Origin of the sequence: Bacillus sp. SIMBA_154 (assembly GCF_046536015.1) — a bacterium.
GTDB lineage: Bacteria > Bacillota > Bacilli > Bacillales > Bacillaceae > Bacillus > Bacillus pumilus_P.
In genome coordinates, this window is the sequence record NZ_JAWJBV010000002.1 from 530,079 (window position 1) to 550,686 (window position 20,608).

General features: G+C 40.7%; 19 protein-coding genes and 1 other annotated feature. Of the genes, 2 read left to right on the plus strand and 17 right to left on the minus strand.

What is annotated here, in order from left to right; all coding sequences use genetic code 11:
- Positions 1 to 214: 214 nt before the first annotated feature.
- From R0K30_RS06205 to mecA, 3 genes are all read right to left on the minus strand, one after another.
- A complete protein-coding gene (locus tag R0K30_RS06205) occupies positions 215 to 1,378 on the minus strand; it encodes a competence protein CoiA (protein WP_230030904.1) in 1,164 nt (387 codons plus the stop codon).
- 162 nt (positions 1,379 to 1,540) lie between these two features.
- The gene (gene cls, locus R0K30_RS06210; RefSeq protein WP_099728259.1) at positions 1,541 to 3,061 is read right to left on the minus strand and encodes a cardiolipin synthase; all 1,521 of its coding nucleotides are present in this window, start codon (positions 3,059 to 3,061) and stop codon (positions 1,541 to 1,543) included.
- 86 nt (positions 3,062 to 3,147) lie between these two features.
- Positions 3,148 to 3,810: an adaptor protein MecA gene (mecA, locus tag R0K30_RS06215; RefSeq protein ID WP_410609629.1), complete on the minus strand. Its 663-nt coding sequence runs from the start codon at positions 3,808 to 3,810 to the stop codon at positions 3,148 to 3,150.
- Positions 3,811 to 4,072: 262 nt separating this feature from the next.
- Here mecA and R0K30_RS06220 point away from each other — a divergent pair, with 262 nt between their 5' ends.
- Positions 4,073 to 4,738: a TerC family protein gene (locus tag R0K30_RS06220; RefSeq protein WP_106049014.1), complete on the plus strand. Its 666-nt coding sequence runs from the start codon at positions 4,073 to 4,075 to the stop codon at positions 4,736 to 4,738.
- Positions 4,739 to 4,777: 39 nt separating this feature from the next.
- Here R0K30_RS06220 and spxA read toward each other — a convergent pair whose 3' ends face one another.
- The 8 genes from spxA to R0K30_RS06260 form a co-directional block, all read right to left on the minus strand.
- Complete coding sequence (gene spxA, locus R0K30_RS06225) at positions 4,778 to 5,173, minus strand: transcriptional regulator SpxA (RefSeq protein WP_003211421.1); 396 nt, start codon at positions 5,171 to 5,173, stop codon at positions 4,778 to 4,780.
- A gap of 193 nt (positions 5,174 to 5,366) precedes the next feature.
- Positions 5,367 to 5,945 carry a GNAT family N-acetyltransferase gene (locus tag R0K30_RS06230; RefSeq protein ID WP_410609631.1) on the minus strand — a complete coding sequence of 193 codons (579 nt, stop codon included), beginning with the start codon at positions 5,943 to 5,945 and terminating at the stop codon, positions 5,367 to 5,369.
- A gap of 137 nt (positions 5,946 to 6,082) precedes the next feature.
- Complete coding sequence (locus R0K30_RS06235; RefSeq protein ID WP_099728263.1) at positions 6,083 to 6,370, minus strand: hypothetical protein; 288 nt, start codon at positions 6,368 to 6,370, stop codon at positions 6,083 to 6,085.
- Between the two features lie 102 nt (positions 6,371 to 6,472).
- Positions 6,473 to 7,390: an ABC transporter ATP-binding protein gene (locus R0K30_RS06240; RefSeq protein WP_099728264.1), complete on the minus strand. Its 918-nt coding sequence runs from the start codon at positions 7,388 to 7,390 to the stop codon at positions 6,473 to 6,475.
- A 1-nt stretch (position 7,391) separates the two neighbouring features.
- On the minus strand, positions 7,392 to 8,471 hold the full coding sequence (locus R0K30_RS06245) for an ABC transporter ATP-binding protein (protein WP_268254798.1): 1,080 nt from the start codon (positions 8,469 to 8,471) through the stop codon (positions 7,392 to 7,394).
- A gap of 12 nt (positions 8,472 to 8,483) precedes the next feature.
- Complete coding sequence (locus R0K30_RS06250) at positions 8,484 to 9,401, minus strand: ABC transporter permease (protein WP_099728266.1); 918 nt, start codon at positions 9,399 to 9,401, stop codon at positions 8,484 to 8,486.
- A 3-nt stretch (positions 9,402 to 9,404) separates the two neighbouring features.
- Positions 9,405 to 10,349 (minus strand): ABC transporter permease, encoded by a 945-nt coding sequence (locus tag R0K30_RS06255; protein WP_249705453.1) that lies wholly within the window; start codon positions 10,347 to 10,349, stop codon positions 9,405 to 9,407.
- A gap of 115 nt (positions 10,350 to 10,464) precedes the next feature.
- On the minus strand, positions 10,465 to 12,102 hold the full coding sequence (locus R0K30_RS06260; protein WP_410609635.1) for a peptide ABC transporter substrate-binding protein: 1,638 nt from the start codon (positions 12,100 to 12,102) through the stop codon (positions 10,465 to 10,467).
- Between the two features lie 481 nt (positions 12,103 to 12,583).
- Positions 12,584 to 12,803 (plus strand) — a binding site (T-box leader).
- Between the two features lie 53 nt (positions 12,804 to 12,856).
- On the opposite strand from R0K30_RS06260, the gene trpS reads away from it, so the two are divergent.
- The gene (trpS, locus tag R0K30_RS06265; RefSeq protein ID WP_099728269.1) at positions 12,857 to 13,852 is read left to right on the plus strand and encodes a tryptophan--tRNA ligase; all 996 of its coding nucleotides are present in this window, start codon (positions 12,857 to 12,859) and stop codon (positions 13,850 to 13,852) included.
- A gap of 35 nt (positions 13,853 to 13,887) precedes the next feature.
- On the opposite strand, the gene R0K30_RS06270 is transcribed toward trpS, so the two are convergent.
- From R0K30_RS06270 to R0K30_RS06295, 6 genes are all read right to left on the minus strand, one after another.
- On the minus strand, positions 13,888 to 14,640 hold the full coding sequence (locus R0K30_RS06270; RefSeq protein WP_039177811.1) for a YjbA family protein: 753 nt from the start codon (positions 14,638 to 14,640) through the stop codon (positions 13,888 to 13,890).
- Positions 14,641 to 14,818: 178 nt separating this feature from the next.
- Positions 14,819 to 15,718 carry an oligopeptide ABC transporter permease gene (gene opp4C / locus R0K30_RS06275; protein ID WP_410609673.1) on the minus strand — a complete coding sequence of 300 codons (900 nt, stop codon included), beginning with the start codon at positions 15,716 to 15,718 and terminating at the stop codon, positions 14,819 to 14,821.
- 33 nt (positions 15,719 to 15,751) lie between these two features.
- On the minus strand, positions 15,752 to 16,702 hold the full coding sequence (locus tag R0K30_RS06280) for an ABC transporter permease (RefSeq protein WP_099728270.1): 951 nt from the start codon (positions 16,700 to 16,702) through the stop codon (positions 15,752 to 15,754).
- Between the two features lie 77 nt (positions 16,703 to 16,779).
- Entirely contained in the window at positions 16,780 to 18,414 is a 1,635-nt protein-coding gene (locus tag R0K30_RS06285; RefSeq protein WP_410609637.1) for a peptide-binding protein, read from the minus strand.
- Positions 18,415 to 18,498: 84 nt separating this feature from the next.
- Positions 18,499 to 19,494, minus strand: a complete 996-nt coding sequence (locus R0K30_RS06290; RefSeq protein WP_256499658.1) for an ABC transporter ATP-binding protein — start codon at positions 19,492 to 19,494, stop codon at positions 18,499 to 18,501.
- 23 nt (positions 19,495 to 19,517) lie between these two features.
- Complete coding sequence (locus tag R0K30_RS06295; RefSeq protein WP_410609638.1) at positions 19,518 to 20,498, minus strand: ABC transporter ATP-binding protein; 981 nt, start codon at positions 20,496 to 20,498, stop codon at positions 19,518 to 19,520.
- Positions 20,499 to 20,608 lie beyond the last annotated feature (110 nt).

A 20,608-nucleotide genomic window follows, 5' to 3' on the forward strand; every position in this document is an offset into this window, starting at 1 on the left:
ATGAATCCCCCTTGCATGAGTTGTGTTAAACCAACCTTTCGGAAAGTGAAAGAAATTGGTGTTGTATTTATCTTCTTTGTTTTGAACTATATTTGTCAAATCATATGCAGAAATAAATACCAAACAGGCTAAAAAAATGAGAAAAAAGCGTTTCTTTCTATTCAATAGCAGCACCACCTTTTTCTTATCATGATCAAAGTGGGCATGAAACATGCTAATGAAATAAGAAAGCATCTCGTTTTAACACTTCATCTATTGTTCGGATTGGCATTTGATTCGACGTTACTTCATAATTACCCTCTTTCGTCATGTGTAAAAACCCTTGGCAGACAAGTACCTTTACATATGCGGTGATCACCTCTTTGACTTCTTCTATTGAGACACCTGCATATCGGAGCTTCACTTCTTTTGCCTGCACACACCGATAGATTTCTTTTATTAGGTGTTGAATGGTCACTGGCCCTCTTCCTCTTTTTCTAACCATCCAATCATATAGACATCCCTGCCAGACATAAACGGGACTTGAAAAGATATACGCTTCTGTCAGCGGGATAAATAATTCAGATGGCAAAAACGGAAATGCCGTATGGTGATGCTCATAAAAAATGTTTCTCAAACGCTTACTTTCATTTGATAAAATGCCAGGAGGCCTCTGCCTAAATTGCTGAATACACCTAAGCCATTGCTTGTTTAATGGACGCTTGCTCAAGGAAGGATATAGAAGTGCCGAAAGTTGACGATATGCTGAAGGCGGTCTGACGGTCATTGTGGCACATATTTTCGTGGGCTGAAACACAAGGATTTGATCAAGATGGAGAAACATTTGCTGGATCGGACAGTAAAAAATCAGTCTCCTTTTCTTCGTTTGCCTTAAGATTCCCCAATGAATGGAGGAGAAAGAAAAGAGCTGGGTAGATGTTCTTTTTAAACGATTTGCACCTATGATCCATATAGGAAAGAGCCCTGCTGCACGGAGACCTTCTGTTCTTTTCCGCAGCTCTTGCTGCGAAATATTCGCACACTGAAATTCGATCGCATAGCCTGCATCACCTATAGCGACGGTCACATCAGGGCGCTGCTGAACCTTTGAAACATACTTCTCCAGCACCGGTTCATGTCCAAGCCTAGTGAGCCAATCCTTGATGGCAGCCTTCCCCGCCTGATGATAAACCGTTTCGCCTGAAGCAGCTAACGGACATGCTGTCAGCTGTTTATGTGCAAAATGATAGACACGGTGCTCGCCTAACTTTAATTGCACCTCCTGCCTGCATTCAGGACAATAAAATTTACACGTAGCCCTTACATGCTCTAGCCGACTTTTCGTTAGATGATGTGTAATACGTATAAGCTTCCCATTATCCATGATCGCTGCGTTCATTCATTTCGCCCCTTGCTCTTTGATGACCAGATTATAGCTTGTTCTCATCAAGGGAAGCGAATATCGAAAATGGACTTTTATCGTTTCAAAACATGATTTCACCGAGCTTTTCCTCGTTAAAATGAAAAATCCCCCTTTTAGAAAATGGGGGAAATACAATCTTTATAAAAGTGGTGATAATAATCTTGCGGTAGATTCAAACAGTCTCACTCTCAAAGGTCTCTTTGCAAATTCTTCTAGGACAATTTCATGCGACTGCTCTAAATCACCTAAGAAGTCGTTGACCAGCTTCTCTGTGCTTTTCGTTTTATAGAGGAAGGCATTCACTTCAAAGTTCAAATGAAAGCTTCTCATATCCATGTTGGCCGTCCCAATCGATGCCAGCTCACTATCTACAATAATAAACTTACTATGCATAAAGCCTTGATCATATTCATACACCTTCGCCCCTGCTTCAAGAAGCTCCGGGAAGTATGAACGAGACGCATGGAAGACGATGCGTTTATCTGGATTCTTCGGTGCAATAATCCGTACATCTACTCCACTCAAAGAAGCAATTTTCAACGCTGACAATATATCATCATCAGGTACAAAATACGGTGAAGCGATCCAAATTGACTTTTTAGCTGAGATGATCATGGAGAAAAAGAGATTTTTAATGACCTCCCACTGTTTATCAGGTCCGCCTGCAATCATTTGGACGCCTTCTGTTGTACTTTCAATATGGCTAAAATCTTTAAAATAGTCCACGCCTGAGCATCTTTCATTGGTCATATAATACCAATCCTGCATAAAAATTTGCTGCAAATCGCGAACTGCCTCACCTTGAATCATCAGGTGCGTATCACGCCAAAATCCATATTGCCTGCTTCTGCCCATATATTCGTCCCCAATGTTAAGACCGCCGACAAATCCTACTTTTCCATCAATCACCACGATTTTTCGGTGATTTCGGAAGTTGATTTTATTATTTAACAAGGGTAGTCTTACTGGTAAAAACGGAACGATCTGAACGCCAGCTTTTTCTAGGTCAGCAATATATTGACGAGAGAGCTTTAAGCTGCCTACATCGTCATATAAAAAACGGACAATGACGCCATTTTTCGCTTTTTCAATTAATATGTCCTTTAATTCTTGACCAAGATCATCGTGGCGGAGAATATAATATTCTAAGTGAATGTGATGTTTTGCCTTTTTGATCTCTTCAAAAATATGAGAGAACGTTTCTTCTCCATTGGTTAGGACTTTAGAGGACGTTCGATACGTAATGGGGGTATGTCCAAGTCTATGGGCAAGCTTAAATAAAAGCTGCTGATGGTCACCCATATGTGTCATTTTTTCAATTGCTTCTCTGTGAATGCGTTCATCTTCCTGGATTAACTGCTCATCCAGCACCGCTTTCTTTTCAAACAGCCGGCGCTTTTTAATATTACGTCCAAAGAAAATATAGAACAAAAATCCGAATAACGGAAAGCTGCCAAGCAGGACAAGCCACGTAATCGTTTGAGACGGGTTCCGGTTCTCTAAGAAAATGACAAATCCGATAAAGATAATCGATAAAGTGAAGAGAACACTGACGGAACTGAGTACACTTACCGCTAGATCACCGGCAAAAATTTGGATAATCAAATAAGCACTTATCGTAATGATAAGAAAAAATAGAACCTTAACTAAATTTCTCATTTCATTTTCTCCTTGCCGATCTCTTTGTTTAACTATTCATTCAGATAAAAAAGCCGATTCCTCTATAGAAATCGACTTTTTGTTGTTTACGAGAAGTGCTGTTGAAGCGTTTCAAGGGCATTCCCTTTAATAATCAGCTGACCGTATTCTTGTAGTCTGTAGATGCTGACCACTGATTCATGGGCGTATTCAAGCAGAATGCTGAGCTTATTCTCCACTTGCTCATCTGACAAATCCTCGTGGAAGTCAACATATAGATAATAACGGTTTTCAAACGAATATAAACTTGTGGTAAAATCCTGCATATTTAATTGAGAAAGTGCAATCAAATCTTCAAAATCATCCATTTTCAATACGAATTGGAGTTGAAGCTTTTTGTCCTTCTCATTATGTTCTTCTTGATCCTGCTCTTCTTTATGAAAATCATCAAGCAGTCCATCTAGGCTTTCTTCTGTTTGATCTTTTTTATCTTCTGGAATCGGCAATTCGAGCTTTTGTCCATCTTTAGAAAGTTGGGCTTTTGTCACGACAATTTCAAGGCCTTTATCAAGGGCCTGTACTTGAATCCAAAGCGGTCCCTCTACTGCAAACTCTTCTTCTTCGTGCACTTCGTCCATTACTTCCCAGAACAGCTCTTCACTGCGCTCACGATTATACCAAATCTCTTCACGGTCAAAACCGCGATCTTCAATATCACCATAGGAAATATAAAATTTCACTGTATGTTCATTTATTCTTTCGATTTCCATTTTGCCAACCTTCCCTTCTATATAAGATGTTGAAGGGACATACAAGCTCCCAATTAATAGTACTTTACTACACTTTACCCGTTCCGTCTACATGTTAACCGTTTAAAGACTTGAGGTATTGCTTTGTACTGTCTATTTTATGATAAAACATGAATAAAAGAAATAAAAACGCATTTTTTGCAGAGAAAACTTGCAGAAACATATATTTGAATTGTCTTCATATATTGGTTGTACGAGCTCTATTTGACATGAGGTGAAATGGATGGAAACAGAGTGGATCGTATCCTTACTGATGATTATTGGCATAGATCTGATTTTAGGCGGAGATAACGCGTTGATCATTGCGATGGCTAGTCGTAGCTTGTCAAATGACAAACGCAATAAAGCCATATGGATCGGCACACTTTTGGCAGTGCTGATGAGAATTACAATGACAGGTGCCGCAGTATATTTATTGACCATCCCTTATTTGCAATTTATCGGCGGGCTTTTTCTCCTTTATATAGGATACAATTTGTTAATTGAACAAAAGAAAGAATCGATTCGCATTAAAAGCAGCGGCTCCCTTTGGCGTGCGGTTCAGACCATTGTGATTGCCGATCTCTTTATGTCACTTGATAATGTGATTGCAGTTGCAGGGGCGGCAAAAGGCAACATGCTGCTGACCGCTTTTGGCCTTATGATTTCAGTACCGATTATTATTTGGGGAAGTAAGCTGATTCATGCCGCTTTAACAAAATTCCCGTTTCTTTTATACGGAGGAAGTGCTCTTTTGGCTTTTACTGGCGGTGAAATGATTGTTCGTGATGTGAAATTGAATGAATTTATGGCTCAGCATGCGACTCTTGAATTCATGCTCCCGTTTTTAACGGTCATAATGGTCATTTTAGCCAGCCTATTTTACGAACAAACGGCTGAAAACAAATAAAAAAAGCTGCCAAATGGTCGGCAGCTTTTCGTTTTTCAATTAGTTAGCAAGTCGCTGAGCTTCTCTTAGTTGGAATGTACGAACCGTTCTTGGAAGGAAACGTCTAATTTCATCTTCATTGTAGCCAACTTGTAGTCTTTTTTCATCCAAGATGATTGGACGTCTTAAAAGACCTGGATGCTCATTGATCAGTTTATACAACTGTTGAAGAGGCATTGTCTCAACATTCACATTTAGCTTCTGGAATACTTTTGAACGTGTAGAGATAATTTCATCTGTACCGTCTTCAGTCATTCGAAGAATTTCTTTGATTTCATCGATTGAAAGAGGCTCAGAAAAGATGTTTCTCTCTTGATACGGAATATTGTGCTCTTCTAACCACGCTCTTGCTTTTCTACATGATGTACAGCTTGGTGATGTGTATAATGTTACCATAAATCTTCACTCCTCAATTTGTAGAATGAATATTGATCTGTATTCTTAAATTAAAATTGTTCTAAATAAGTAATCTTTATAGTGATTATACTATAAAAAAGTAAGTGTGAACAGATTTTCTTGCAATTTTTGTGACAAAAACTAAACAATTTCATTCTTTTTGTAGTGATGCTTGATGTCTGAACATTCTCATTTAGTCGAGATGATCGAAAATATTTTTTTGTTTTTTATTTTCAATGACCTTCAACACATCATCAACATCCTCATACGATTGTCCATACCATTCTTCATCTTTATACGTATGGATTCTTTCATATGTCTTCCTCATGGCCTCCATCATTTCTTCCTCATTATCTGTAAGAGGCGACCAATAAAGGATTTCCATACAGTTCACTTCATTGGTTGCAAGTGACCTGCGTTTATAACCGATTGATTCAGCATGCTTGAAGTGCTCTCTTTGGTAAAACTTTAGGCGTTTTGCAGTATCTGCATCATCTTCATCTACAGGCTCCACCTCAAGCAAGATCGGTTTCTTTTTTTCCTTCAGCTTATGAATGAGCTTTGAGCCGAGGCCTTCACCTCTTGCATCTTTGGAAACAAATAAATAATCAATAAAGATGAAAGAATCGAATTCAGCGTACATCATCACATGATGAGGCCCTTCTTCCTTATGATAAATTTCACTTCTTTCCTTTAATAAAGCTTCCATATGCTCTTTTGACTTCATTTCTTCTATCGGGAAGTATTCACTGAGCTTTTCATACCAATTCATGGATCCGCTCCTTATGATATAGTGAAGAACCACTTCCTTATATATTCCCGATTTCCTGCTATTTAAACGCCTGTACTAGTAAGACGCTAAAAAGTCTTAGGTGGTTTCACTTTTTTTCAAACAATACAAAAAAAGTTTTATATCGAACGATTCATGAGCATGTGAAAGCAAACAAACAGAATGAGTGTCATCGCTATTTGAAACATGATGAAATAAAGATACTTTATGCGCCGTGCTTCTGGCTTCTCGTTGTTTGTATGACGGTAAAGCACATATTCCACCGAAAACGAAATGCTGCCAATGAGCACCATAAACGCGAGCAACCATTGTCCTCCGTTTTGTTCCTTCAAAAATGACGTTGAGAAAAGCATGAATACGATCAGAAAATGAAGCACTGAATAGCGAAAAGCCTTCCATTTTGACATCTTATTTCCTCCTAGACTTCTCTTTTTGCGAATCAAAAATTACCATAATATTGTTTTTTTGTAAAATAAAAAAGAAGCACTGACCTAGCAGTGCTTCTTCTCTTATTGTTTAGCCTGGAGCTCTTTGAACTCTTCCTCTGTGCAGCTCACAAAGTGGCCTGGCTTCACTTCACGGAACTCCGTGTTCGTTCCTTTATGAACAGATGGATCGTACTTAATTCGTTTGCGGTTACGCTCATAATCAGGATCTGGAAGCGGAATCGCAGATAGTAATGATTTTGTATATGGATGAAGCGGGTTTTCGTATAGTTCATTCGCTGGTGCAAGCTCAACCAATTTCCCAAAATACATCACACCGATACGATCGCTGATGTATTTCACCATGGAAAGGTCATGCGCAATGAATAAATACGTTAAGCCTTTTTCATCTTGCAGTTCTTTCATTAAATTGACGACTTGCGCTTGGATGGACACATCTAGTGCAGAGATTGGTTCATCGGCAATGATAAAATCCGGCTCAACTGCTAATGCACGAGCAATTCCAATACGCTGTCTTTGACCACCTGAGAATTCATGTGGATATCTGTTCGCATGCTCTTTGTTCAAGCCAACAGTTTCAAGCAATTGATACACACGCTCTTTCCGCGCTTGCTTTGATTTCGCAAGGCCATGAATGTCTATGCCCTCTGCAATGATATCAAGGACTGTCATTCTAGGGTTAAGTGAGGCATACGGATCTTGGAAGATCATCTGCATTTGTCGGTTGAATTCAAGCATTTTTTGTCTTGATTTCTTTCCGTGTACGCTCTCTCCTTTATAAAGAACCTCGCCATCAGTTGCATCATAAAGTCTAATGATGGATCGGCCCGTAGTGGACTTACCACATCCAGACTCACCTACAAGGCCAAGTGTTTCACCTTTGTAAATATCAAATGAAACGCCGTCAACTGCTTTCACAGTTCCTCTTGCTGTATGGAAATGCTGCTTCAAATTTTTAATTTCTACCAGTTTTTCTGCCATGCTATTCACCCTCTTTTACTAATACAGGTTTTTCGTAGCTACCTTCTAGTTCACGCATTCTCGCCTTTACAGCAGCAGGCGGTTCAACTTTAGGTGCATTCGGATGAAGTAGCCATGATTTCACATAATGCGTATCGGATACTTTGAACATTGGTGGTTCTTGTTCGAAGTCAATTTTCATTGCATAATCGCTACGGAGTGCAAATGCATCTCCTTTCGGCGGGTTTGTCAGGTCTGGCGGTGTTCCTGGGATAGCCGTCAGCTTCCCTTCATCCCCGCCATCTGTATCCAAACTTGGCATTGATGCTAAAAGTCCCCATGTATACGGATGTTTCGGATTGTAGAAAATTTCATCGACAGTTCCTGTCTCCACAATCTGTCCTGCATACATGACAGCTACACGATCTGCGACATTGGCAACAACACCCAAATCGTGGGTAATAAAGATAATCGATGTTTCAACCTTTTGCTGAATTTCTTTCATTAATTCTAAAATTTGCGCCTGAATCGTTACATCAAGTGCAGTAGTCGGCTCATCGGCAATCAATAGCTTTGGATCTGCTGCGAGTGCCATCGCAATGACTACCCTTTGTCTCATCCCGCCACTAAATTCATGCGGATACTGCTTGATTCTTTTTTCAGGCATTGGAATTCCAACGAGTTCCAATAGTTCAATGGCTCTTTTTTCAGCCGCTTCTTTTGAAATTTGTTCGTGCTTGAATAGCACTTCTGTAATTTGTTTCCCGACCTTCATGGTTGGGTTCAGAGAAGTCATCGGATCCTGGAAGATCATCGAGATGTCTTTTCCGCGAATGGTTTGCATTTGTTTTTCGGTTTTCTTGACAATATCTTGCCCATCAAAAAGGATCTCTCCGCGCTTGAAATAACCTGGCGGCATCGGAATTAATCTCATGATGGCCTGTGATGTCACACTTTTACCAGAGCCAGATTCACCTACAATCGCAAGTGTCTCGCCTTTATTTAAGTGGAAGTTCACACCACGAATGGCTTGAACCTCTCCACCATATGTTTTAAATGAGATTGCAAGGTCTTTCACCTCTAGAATACGTTCACGTTCCATCCTAATCACTCCTTATTTACGCAACTTCGGATCTAAAGCGTCTCTTAGTCCGTCTCCAACCACGTTAAAACCAAACATTGTAATACAGATAAATGCGGCTGGGAACCATAATCTCCACGGATAGTACGTCATGGCCGGAATTCCGTCAGATGCCATTGTTCCCCAGCTCGCTAATGGAGCCGGTACACCAAGCCCTAGATAGCTCAAGAATGCCTCTGTGAAAATAGCAGAAGGAATTGTTAATGTCATCGTCACAAGAATTGGTCCCATTGAGTTTGGAATTAAGTGTTTAAATAAAAGTCTAGATGTTTTCGCACCTAATGTTTGTGCAGCAAGAACGTACTCTTGGCTCTTCAATTGTAAAACTTGTCCCCGAACAATACGTGCCATGTTAATCCAGCCTACAACTGTCATGGCGAGGATAATTGTTAATAATCCCTTTGGCAGAACAACCATCATTAAAATAACCATTAATAGTGTTGGGATTGCCCATAAAACGTCTGCAATACGCATCATCACTTCGTCCGTACGACCGCCTTTGAATGCAGCAATACTTCCCCAGATAATACCGATGATCACGTCAAGAATAGCTGCAGCAAGACCGATAAAGATCGAGATTCTTGCCCCTACCCATGTACGAACAAACATGTCTCGGCCTAAATCATCCGTACCGAACCAGTGCTCTTTTGAAGGCGGCTGGTCTGCATTAAGCAAATCTGTCGTAGAGTAATCATATTTAGAAAACATCGGAACGAAGATTGCCAGCATCACAATAATAAAAATGATTGCGAGCCCAACCATTGCAAGTTTATTTGCACGGAAGCGAAGCATAGCATCCTTCCATAAAGATAGACTCGGTTTAGAAATTTTTTCAGATTCTGCTGCATCAGCCGTCGCAGGCACAAATAAATCTTTTCTCATCTCTTCCATGTGTTAGACCCCTTTCTTCGCCTTCGTCAGTTTAATTCTAGGATCGATAATACCGTAGAGGACGTCAACGACTAGAATACTGATTAATAGAATAATACTGTAGAAGACTGTGACACCCATGATGACGGTGTAATCACGGTTTGTAATACTTGTGACAAAGTGAGAGCCTAAGCCAGGAATACCAAAAATCTTCTCAACGACAAAACTACCTGTTAAAACCGAAGCTGCCATTGGTCCCATGTATGTAATGACAGGTAACAATGCGTTTCGAATCGCGTGTTTGATCGTAACAGCTGATTTCGTTAATCCTTTCGCTCTAGCCGTTCTAATGTAGTCACTGTTTAGTACTTCAAGCATACTTGACCGTGCAAGTCTAGCGATAAATGCCATTGGCATGAAGGAAAGTGCAATAGAAGGTAGTACGGTGCTGGCCCAAGACTCCCATCCTGCAACTGGGAAAATCGCTATAAAGCTTGCCTCAGATGCAAATACATATTGTAATAGCGCCGCTAAAATGAAACTTGGAACTGAGATTCCAAAGATCGTTAAAATGGCAATCGTATAGTCTTGCCACTTGTTATGATAGAGCGCTGCAAGGACCCCAAACAATACACCAAATGCTAACGCGAGGAGAATTGCCTCAATTCCGAGGGTAAAGGAAACGGGGAATCCAGAACTGATTAAGTCATTTACGGTTTGTCCTTTATATTTAAATGAGGGGCCAAAATCTAATGTTGCAACGGAACCTAAGTAGCTTACATATTGAACAAATAAGGGCTTGTCCAACCCGTAGTGCTCGTTTAGGTTTGCTTCAATTTCAGCAGGAAGTTTCTTCTCTCCAGAGAATGGACCACCAGGTGCTGCCTGCATGAGAAAGAAAGTTGCAGTTACAATAACAAACAGTGTGATTAAAATATATATTAATCGCTTACCGATATATTTAAGCAACGGAATTGCACCTCCATGATTTTACAACAATTTCTCTAATCAGCAAGAAAGGTATATGGAGAGACATCCTCCATATACCTTAAGATCCTTGCCATAGATCTCTTACTCTATAATCTTACTTTTCGAAATGTGCCCATTTGTATTGAACATCACCAAGTCCAGATACGACGACACCTTTAAGTTTTGGATCTTGTACCCAAAGCTGAGTGTAGAAGTAGATTGGTGCTACAGGCATATCGTTGATGATAATTTCTTCTGCTTTTTTCAGCATTTCTTCACGCTTCGTTTTATCTGTTTCTTTCGCAGAATCATTCAACAATTGTTTGTACTCTTTGCTTTCCCATCCAGTATCGTTGTTTCCACCGTCTTTATCTTTGTAAAGCTCAAGGAAGTTTACTGGATCGTTGAAGTCACCTAACCAGCCCATACGTCCGATTTGGTAATCTCCACTATGGATTTTGTCGATGTATACGTTCCACTCAGAGTTATCAAGTTCAACTTTCACACCTAAATCTTTTTTCCACATTTCTTGAATTGCTTGTGCAATCTTTTGGTGGCCTTCATCCGTGTTGTAAGACAATTTCAATGCTGGAAGATCAGAAACTGACTTATAACCTAATTCTTTCACACCTTTTTCAAGAAATTCTTTTGCAGTTGCTACATCATGATCTTTGAAGTAGCCAGTTTTGTTGTCCTCGAAACCTTCCATTGTTGGAGGAACGATTGCCATAGCTGGAACTTGTTCACCTTGTGTAATTTTGTCAACAATCGCTTGACGGTTGATTGAGTAAGCAAGGGCCTTACGGATGTTTGCATTGTTTAAAGGTTTTACTTCTGTGTTGAATTTGTAGTTATAGATACCAGCGATCGTTTGAATTTCAAGGCCGCCTTCTTTTTTCAATGTTTTTAAAGACTCAGTTGGAAGGCTTCCAGTTGGAGAACCAGCCCAGTCAAGCTCGCCTTTTTTGAACATGCTAAGCTCAGTGTTTGTATCTTTGATCATAGACATGTTAATCTTTTTCAGTTTTACAGTATCTTTATCCCAGTATTCATTGTTCTTCTCAAGCGTGATAGAACCGCCATGTTTCCATTTAGAAAGAACGAATGGTCCGTTAGATACGTAGTTTTCACCAGCATTTGTGTACCAGTTTTTATTCTTTTCAGCCACTTTTTTGTTGACTGGCATATACGTATAGAATGCAGTTAGTTCAGTAAAGAACGGTGTTGGGTTCTCAAGCTCAACTACAAGCGTTTTGTCGTCTTTAGCTTTAATGCCAACATCAGCAACTTTCGCTTTCCCTTTGTTTGCTGCTTCAGCACCTTTAATATAGTAAAGCTGGTAAGCATATTGAGATTCATTTTTAGGATCTAATGCCCATTTCCAAGCATATTCGAAATCTTCTGCTTTAACAGGGTCACCATTAGACCATTTTGCATCACGAAGTGTGAATGTGTATGTTTTACCATCAGCACTTGTTTTGATATCAGAAGCCATCGCATTTTCTGGCTTTCCTTCAGCGTTAATTCTTGTTAATCCCTCAAAAGTCTGACGGATGACACTTCCTGAAGTTGAATCATTTGCCAGTCCCGGATGTAGAGAAAAAGGCTCAGTGGAGATATTCACATTTAATGTTGTTTTAGCCTCTCCAGAACTGCTCGTGCTGTCGCCTGATTTGTTTCCGCTGAAACCACAAGCGCTTAATACAAGTGTGAAAATAAGCATTAAAGTAACAACAGACCAACGCTTTTTCAACTGTATTCCCCCTTATAATATGTTTTAGTTCAAAGGTCTCGATAGAAGATGAGATTCAGATTTAAGAAATAGCGTAAAAAAGTCCCTAAATAGCTTACTTTCTATTTCTTTTGTTTTTTCTGAATTTTCACTATGTAAAGAGCCTAGCACAAACGTGTGAACAAATTCATTATAATGAATAGAATAATTTATTGCAATATCAATTTCACATATTTTTAAAAAACGTAAATGGGGATAAAGAGGGATTTTTATAAACTAAAGTCTCAATCACTTCAACAAATTAAAGCGTAAATTGATTAAAATAATTTAACAAAATCAGCAAGAATAATGTTTTATACATATAATTAATCATCCTTTTTTAAAAAATTCTGACAGATAGTTGTTATTTTATCTAAAATTTAAAGTGTCAAACGACATGATGAGAAGGTCACACAAGGGCTTCGTGACTTTTTCATGGTCATCCTTTATAATAGATAGACATACTGTTGCGATGAAAAAGAAGAGTACATATATTCACCATTTACAGAGAGTCTGCGGCCGGTGTGAGCAGATAATGGCATGTATGGAATGGGCTTTGGAGCAGCTAACCGAACACTTCTAAAAAGTGAGTAGGCTTAGACGGAGCAGTCTCCGATATCAACGTCTTGAGTGATTTCTGATTGAAATAACAAGGGTGGTACCGCGGTTCATTCGTCCCTTTTCTGTTGAAAAGTGATGGGTGGGCCTTTTTATATTTAAGAAATGAGGTTTTAGTATGACAAAGAAGACGATTTTCTCAGGCATTCAGCCTAGCGGTTCTGTGACATTAGGGAACTACATTGGGGCAATGAAGCAATTTGTTGATTTGCAGCATGACTATCATGGCTATTTTTGTGTGGTGGATCAGCATGCGATTACGGTGAGTCAGGACCGGCTAGCTCTTCGTCAAAATATTAGAAGCTTAGCGGCTCTTTATTTGGCAGTAGGACTTGATCCAGAGAAGGCGACATTGTTTATCCAATCAGAGGTACCTGCCCACGCCCAGGCAGGCTGGATGCTGCAATGTGTCGCTTATATTGGGGAATTAGAAAGAATGACTCAATTTAAGGACAAATCCGCTGGTAAGGAAGCTGTCGTTTCTGGCCTGTTAACGTATCCGCCATTAATGGCTGGCGATATCTTATTATACGGTACTGATTTAGTACCTGTCGGAGAAGACCAAAAGCAGCACCTTGAATTGACAAGAACGCTTGCTGAACGCTTTAACCGAAAGTATAATGACATCTTCACTGTACCTGAAGTGAAGATTCCAAAAGAAGGCGCTCGAATCATGTCATTAACAGACCCGACGAAAAAGATGAGCAAATCCGATCCGAACCAAAAATCCTTCATTACCTTATTAGATGAACCAAAGCAGCTTGAAAAGAAAATTAAAAGTGCAGTCACTGATTCAGAGGGCATCGTCAAGTATGACAAAGAAAACAAGCCTGGAATCGCCAACTTGCTGACGATTTATTCTGTATTAGGTAACGTATCTATTGAGGAGCTTGAACAAAAGTATGAAGGCAAAGGCTATGGTGAGTTTAAGGGAGATCTTGCGAACGTTGTGGTTGATGCTTTAAAACCTATACAAGATCGATACTATGAACTCATTGAGTCAGACGAGCTTGACCGCATTCTAGACGAAGGCGCTGAAAAGGCAAACCGCGCGGCAAACAAAATGCTGAAAAAAATGGAGAATGCGATGGGTCTTGGCAGAAAACGCAAATAAAAAAAGCTTGCAGCTCATCACGCTGCAAGCTTTTTCTAATTCACTTTTGACTCGTTTTCCATTTCCCAAAGCTTTTCGAAAAACGGCTGTCCTTTAATCATTTTTTCACAGAATGCTAAATGGTTTTCAGACCACCCGTCAATTGTTTCATTGTAAAGCATGTTCCAAATTTCCTCGAATGACATTCGTTTGATTTGGTTGTACATACGTGGATTCCATTCCGTATACCAATACGCAATTTCCGCCCTATTTTGAAGTCCTTTTAATTGATCGAGCGCCATAAACATGAGCTGCTTCAGCTGTCTTTCTTTTCTCGTTAATCCACTGATGTGCTGCGGCGGCAATGACAAAATATGATACTCTTTCGTCGACTCAAGACTGTCTTTAGAGAATTCATATTCCTCTGCCTTTACATCTTTCACCATTTCGTACACCAGTTGCTCCTGTCTTGGGATTAAGCGGCTTTTTCTCACAGGAATGGAATACCCAATCGTATCAACAGCAATGATTCGGATGCCGTCGGTTACGACAAAGCAATACTCTAATTTTCGCCGTTCATGATTTTTCCGAATATATGATTTCTCAAATACAGATTCTAGCAGCGTTTTCGGCAGCTCTGATAGATCATTCTCTATGTAATCAAACAAAGGACTCTGCACCTTGAGTAAAGGCACTTGATCTAACAACTCGACACTGTCCTCCTTGCGCCACTCATGAAAATGGCACACATTGTAGCCATTTTCTTCCCCTTCAAACCAATTCACCCATACGTCATGAAGAAATAACATAACCAATCCCTCACTTTTTAAAAACTGTTGTCCACAGTATGGGCAAGGGATAGAGAAATTATTCCAACTTTATCAAAACTTCCAGCTGAACGAATGACGGTTTGCATTTCTTTATTTCATCAAGGAAACGGAGAACGTATTGCAAAGTCCCATTCAACTTGTTATGAAGGTGTAAACCTTACTTTAGTTTTTTAGGGTCAAGCGCATCTCTCAGTCCATCTCCTAAGAAATTAAAGCATAGGACGGTGAGCAGGATCAGTAAACCTGGGAAAAGCGGATACCACCATGCCTGCACCATAATCGAGAAATTTTGTGCATCTTGCAGCATGTTGCCCCAGCTCGCCGTTGGCGGCTGAATGCCAAACCCTAGATAGCTGAGCGTCGATTCTGCTAAAATGACGGAACCTACTTTCAACGTAGCAGAGACGATGATAGGACCGATACAGTTCGGTAAAATATGCGAAAAGATGATGACATGGTTTTTCGTTCCAATCGTTCTTGCCGCCAATACGAATTCCCTTGTTCGCAGGGATAAGAATTCACTGCGGATCAGTCTGGCGGTTGTTGTCCAGCCGGTCAAAGCAAAGATCAAAATCAATTTATCAATGCCCGGTTTGAAAATCGTCACTAGCGTGATCAATAGAAAGATGTCCGGAATAGACAGCACGACATCAACAAACCTCATTAATACAGAATCAACAAATCCTTTAAAGTAGCCTGCTACCGCTCCAACGACGGTGCCAATGGTGATCGCTCCGACCACTGAGACGAAGCCAACTAAAAGAGAGACACGCGCTCCATAAAGCACCCTTGAAAAAATATCGCGGCCAAACTTGTCAGTTCCCATAAAATGCTCTGCACTTGGCGGCTGGAGCCGCTTCAATAAATCTTGCTGCTCTGGTGCGTAAGGGGCGATCAATGGAGCAAAAATGGCCGAAAAGATGATCACCAATAAAATAACGGAGCCGGCAACCGCCAATTTATTTTTGAAAAATTTCTCACAAAATAAACGCAGCATCGTCTCAGGTTTTAGCGGAAGGCCTTCCTTTAATTTGAGATCAACAGGTGGTATTCCCATATTAGGCTGTGCCAATTGTGCTTCAGCTCCCTTCTAATACTCAATACGCGGATCAACGATCGCATATAAAATATCCGCTATTAAGTTTCCAACAACCACTAGCACTGCGGAAATAACGGTCATCGCCATAATCACCGGATAATCTCTTGAAAAGGCAGAATCGATGAACAGCTTTCCAAGACCGGGCCATGTGAATATTTGTTCCACCACGACCGCGCCGCCAATAAAGGATGGAATCATGAGGCCAAAAATCGTAATGACAGGCATCAAACCGTTTCTTAAGCCATGCTTGAAGATGACTTTGTTTTCTCTGAAGCCTTTCGCTCGTGCAGTGCGAATGTAATCCTGCCGCATGACATCCAGCATACTTGACCTTGTGTAACGCGTGAGCCCTGCCATATCAGCAGTTGCTAAAACAAAGGCTGGTAAAATGATGTGATGAAGCCGGTCAAACACATTAAAATCGGCATTCAAGGTAGAGACTCCACCAGTTGGGAACCACCCTAGATTCACAGATAACACCATAATGAGGATCAGACCAAACCAAAAATTCGGAATAGCCAGTCCGATAAATGATGTAACCGTAATGCCATAGTCAAGCTTTGTATACGGACGTTTTGCTGAAAGGACACCCAATGGGATGGCGATGATCAGGGCAACTAATGTAGAAAAAATCATGAGGATGAGGGTATTTGGCAGCCGCGCAAAGATCAAATCAGCCACGGGGGTTCCCTTTTTTACAATGGATGTGCCAAAATCACCTTGAAGCATATTGCCAAGCCATTTCATATATTGCACATATTCGGGATCGTTCAAGCCGTACTTATCAATAAAGGCTTCCCGGTCTGCGGCACTAATGGTAGGGTCCATCATGAGTGACATCGGATCGCCTGGTGCTGCTTTCATAATGGCAAAGGACAAAATCGTAATACCAAACAAGATGGGAATGGAAAGCAATGTCCTTCTAATGATATATGTAACCATGTGCACAACTCCTTTTTCATCGGATGGCCATACTGTGATATAAAAAGGGGAGAAGACTCCCCTTCTTCACAAGCTGCCTACTGTTCAATCCACCATTTTTCGATTTTGTAATACTCATCTTTCGGGTGGTAAGAGTAGCCTTGGAGATTAGATGGCATTGCACGATGTGAGTTGGCATAATAAAGGAACGTATACGGCTGGTCTTCTGCGATCAGCTCATAAATTTTTTCATACGCCTTCGAATATTCTTTTCGATCGCTTAAGTTCTTCGCATCAACTAGCAGCTGATCGACCTCTTCATTTTTATACCAAATGTTATTCAAGCCTTTTTCTGACTGACTTGAGTGGAAGATGCTGAACTGATCAGGGAATGTTGCAAGGCTCCAGCCGAGCAACAAAGCATCATAATCCCACTTAGGCGGTGTGGTCTGTTCAATTAATGCACTGAACTCCACAATTTGCGGCTTCGCTTCAACGCCAATTTCTTTGAGCTGCTGCTGTACAACGACAGCGATATCTTCACGCACTTTGTTTCCTTGGTTCGTCTTCAATACAAAGGAGAACTTTTTGCCATCCTTATCAAGATAGCCATCTCCATCTGAATCCTCCCAGCCCTCTTCTTTGAGCATCTTTTTCGCTTTTTCTTGGTCAAATTCAAACACTGGGACATTTTCAGTCTTTGGGTAGTTCCATGACAGCGGACTTTCCGGAATGTTGGCTACTTTACCGTCTCCATCTAACACTTGATCGACAATCGTTTGACGATCAATGGCATGTGTAAGAGCTTGGCGGACCTTTTTACTTTTGAAGAGATCATTTTTCTGGTTCCAGCCAATATATGAATAATTGAGCCCTAGATCAGATTCAATTTTGACGTTGCTGACTTTTTCAGCTGTTTGCAGCTCTGCTCCCGGTACAGCAAAGAAATCAATATCACCTGCTGATAGCTGGGCAATGGCTGCATTTTGATCAGGAATGGTTTTAATGGTGACCGTATCAAGGTATGGACGGCCATCCCAATAATCATCAAAGGCTTCTAGTTTGACATAGTTTCCTTCTTTCCACTCTGCAAATTTAAATGGACCTGAACCGATTGGTTTTTTTCGGTTAAATTCATTTTCGCCGAGATCCTTGACAGGCACATCACCTAAAATATGCTTAGGCAAAATGCCATAGCTTCCTAGTGTGACATTATAAAAATACGGATCTTTTTTATTGAGCTTGAATTCAATAGAGTAATCCCCTGTCTTTTTGACAGAATCTAATACTTCAAAGCCTGATCCACGCTCTCCGTTGTAGTCCTTATTGATCGGAATGCTGTATGTAAACACAACATCATCAGCAGTCAGTTCTTCACCATCATGAAACTTCACACCTTTTCTAATGGTCACATCATACTGTTTGCCGTCATCAGATTCTTTAATATCCTCTGCCAGCGATAGCTGCGGGTTGAGTTTTCCGTCTGTTTGAAGTAAGAAGCTGTAGATTCTTTCCTCAATATCAGAGCTTGCCACATCTGTTGAATACAGCGAGTTAAATAACGTAGGCTCTGCAACTGAACCAATGACAAGGTCTCCGCCTTGTACAGGCTTACCAGTGGATTTCTTTTCACTCTCTCCAGATGTTTTATTTCCACCAGAGCAAGCCGCAAGTATCAGTGTAAAGATCAGCAGTAAACTGACCAGAATGGATTTTTGATTTCTACCTTTCATGTACAATTCCCCCTATCTTTTTTTAGAAATGCTGACAGATGCCGCTTTATCCCCCCTCTCAAAGATGAGATCATACAAGCTGTTTTAAGCGTCGTAGAGATGGCAGGCAACAAAGTGGTTCGTTCTTAATTCCTGAAATGCTGGTGCTTTTTCTTTACAGATTTCTTTCGCATGCGGGCATCTTGTGTGAAACACGCAGCCTTTTGGCGGATTCGCAGGGTTTGGTAGATCACCTTGCAGCATAATCCGTTCTCTCTTCACCTGACCTTTTTTACGGGTGATCGGAACAGAAGAAAGCAGTGCTTGAGTATACGGATGGAGCGGTTCATCGTACAGACTGTGCTTATCGGCAAGCTCCATCATTTTGCCGAGATACATGACGCCTACTCTATCACTAATGTGCCTGACCACACTTAGGTCGTGAGAGATAAATAGATAGGTCAGGTCAAATTCTTCCTGAAGCTCCTCCATCAGATTAATGACCTGAGCCTGAATGGATACGTCGAGTGCTGAAACAGGCTCATCTGCTATGATCATCTCGGGATTCATGGCAAGCGCACGAGCGATGCCGATCCGCTGCCTCTGTCCACCAGAAAACTCATGCGGGTAGCGATTCGCAAAGCTTGGATGAAGACCTACCTTTGATAAAAGCTGTTCTACTTTTTCATTCCTTTCTTTTAAGGAGTATAAATGATGTGTTTTGTAGGGTTCTTTGATGATGCTTCGAAGTGTTTTTCTAGGGTTGAGTGATGCAAAGGGATCTTGAAAAACCATTTGGATGTTTTTTCTTGTAGATTGTCTTAGTTTTGATTCAGATATGTGAGAGATATCTTGCCCTTTAAATAGGATTTGTCCTTCTGTTGGTTGATATAAGCGAATCATTGTCCGTCCTAATGTCGATTTACCGCATCCTGACTCCCCGACAATGCCTAACGTTTCACCTTTATAAATCTTGAGGTCTATGCCGTCAACAGCTTTGACCGCACCTACTTTCTTCTGCAAAATTCCCGCTTTAATTGGAAAGTGCTTTTGAATATTTTTCAGTTCAAGAATGGTTTCTTTCTCTGGAAGATCTGTCATTTGTGGCTGATTTTCAGCAAGTGTCATGTTTGGCTTGCCTCCTCATATAAGAAACACCTGACGCTTCTGCCATTTTCTAATGTTTTCAGCTTTGGCAATTCCCCCATGCAGCGATCTTTGACTTTCGAGCATCTAGGAGCAAAGCGGCAGCCAGCCGGAAGCTGATCTGGCGCAGGGACATTTCCTTTTATCGCCGTTAATGGCTGAATCTCTCCATCAATGACAGGAATCGATTCAAGCAGTCCTTCTGTGTAAGGATGAAGCGGCTCATCAAACAATTCCTCGACGGTTCCTTTTTCAACTACCTGTCCGCAGTACATGACAATCACTCGATCTGCCACTTCAGACACAACACCTAAATCGTGTGTTATGAGGAGAATCGATGTACCAAATGTTGCACATAAATCTTTCATCAAGGTGAGCACCTGCGCTTGAATGGTGACATCTAGAGCGGTTGTTGGTTCATCTGCAATGAGAAGCTTCGGATCACAGCTTAACGCAATGGCAATCATAACTCGTTGCCGCATGCCGCCGGATAAACGGTGCGGATAATCTTTGATGATTTGTTCTGGGCAAGAAAAACCAACAAGCTTCAGCAGGTCAATCGCTTTTCTGGTGGCTTCTTTTTTTGAAATTTTTTTGTGATAGATGAGGATTTCTGTTATTTGTTCCCCGATGGTTAAGACAGGATTAAGTGAGGTCATGGGTTCCTGAAAGATCATGGATACATCATTACCGCGAATACTGCATAATTCCTTTTCACCATATGTAACAAGGTCTTTTCCATCAAGCTTGATGGAACCGTCCATGATTTTTCCACCAGTCCCATTGATCAGACCCATAATGGATAAGGACGTAATGCTTTTGCCAGATCCAGACTCACCGACTAATGCGACAGTTTCTCCTCTGTTGATGCTAAAATCAACACCATCAACAGCAGGTATCGGTTCCTTTTTTCGAAAAAAATATGTTTTTAAGTTTTGCACTTCAAGTAGTACGCTCATTCATTCGCTCCTTTCTCCATAGATCAATAGAACCAAATCTAAATATTCCGTCTTTTTAGAATAAAAAGAATTATCAAATTTTATATTTGTATATTATTACATCAACATGA

Bases quoted from the DNA above. Each gene is read 5' to 3' on its own strand.
- R0K30_RS06205 (WP_230030904.1), bottom strand. From the start codon at position 1,378: ATGAACGCAGCGATCATGGATAATGGGAAGCTTATACGTATTACACAT.
- cls (WP_099728259.1), bottom strand. From the start codon at position 3,061: ATGAGAAATTTAGTTAAGGTTCTATTTTTTCTTATCATTACGATAAGT.
- mecA (WP_410609629.1), bottom strand. From the start codon at position 3,810: ATGGAAATCGAAAGAATAAATGAACATACAGTGAAATTTTATATTTCC.
- R0K30_RS06220 (WP_106049014.1), top strand. From the start codon at position 4,073: ATGGAAACAGAGTGGATCGTATCCTTACTGATGATTATTGGCATAGAT.
- spxA (WP_003211421.1), bottom strand. From the start codon at position 5,173: ATGGTAACATTATACACATCACCAAGCTGTACATCATGTAGAAAAGCA.
- R0K30_RS06230 (WP_410609631.1), bottom strand. From the start codon at position 5,945: ATGAATTGGTATGAAAAGCTCAGTGAATACTTCCCGATAGAAGAAATG.
- R0K30_RS06235 (WP_099728263.1), bottom strand. From the start codon at position 6,370: ATGTCAAAATGGAAGGCTTTTCGCTATTCAGTGCTTCATTTTCTGATC.
- R0K30_RS06240 (WP_099728264.1), bottom strand. From the start codon at position 7,390: ATGGCAGAAAAACTGGTAGAAATTAAAAATTTGAAGCAGCATTTCCAT.
- R0K30_RS06245 (WP_268254798.1), bottom strand. From the start codon at position 8,471: ATGGAACGTGAACGTATTCTAGAGGTGAAAGACCTTGCAATCTCATTT.
- R0K30_RS06250 (WP_099728266.1), bottom strand. From the start codon at position 9,401: ATGGAAGAGATGAGAAAAGATTTATTTGTGCCTGCGACGGCTGATGCA.
- trpS (WP_099728269.1), top strand. From the start codon at position 12,857: ATGACAAAGAAGACGATTTTCTCAGGCATTCAGCCTAGCGGTTCTGTG.
- R0K30_RS06270 (WP_039177811.1), bottom strand. From the start codon at position 14,640: ATGTTATTTCTTCATGACGTATGGGTGAATTGGTTTGAAGGGGAAGAA.
- opp4C (WP_410609673.1), bottom strand. From the start codon at position 15,718: ATGGGAATACCACCTGTTGATCTCAAATTAAAGGAAGGCCTTCCGCTA.
- R0K30_RS06280 (WP_099728270.1), bottom strand. From the start codon at position 16,702: ATGGTTACATATATCATTAGAAGGACATTGCTTTCCATTCCCATCTTG.
- R0K30_RS06285 (WP_410609637.1), bottom strand. From the start codon at position 18,414: ATGAAAGGTAGAAATCAAAAATCCATTCTGGTCAGTTTACTGCTGATC.
- R0K30_RS06290 (WP_256499658.1), bottom strand. From the start codon at position 19,494: ATGACAGATCTTCCAGAGAAAGAAACCATTCTTGAACTGAAAAATATT.
- R0K30_RS06295 (WP_410609638.1), bottom strand. From the start codon at position 20,498: ATGAGCGTACTACTTGAAGTGCAAAACTTAAAAACATATTTTTTTCGA.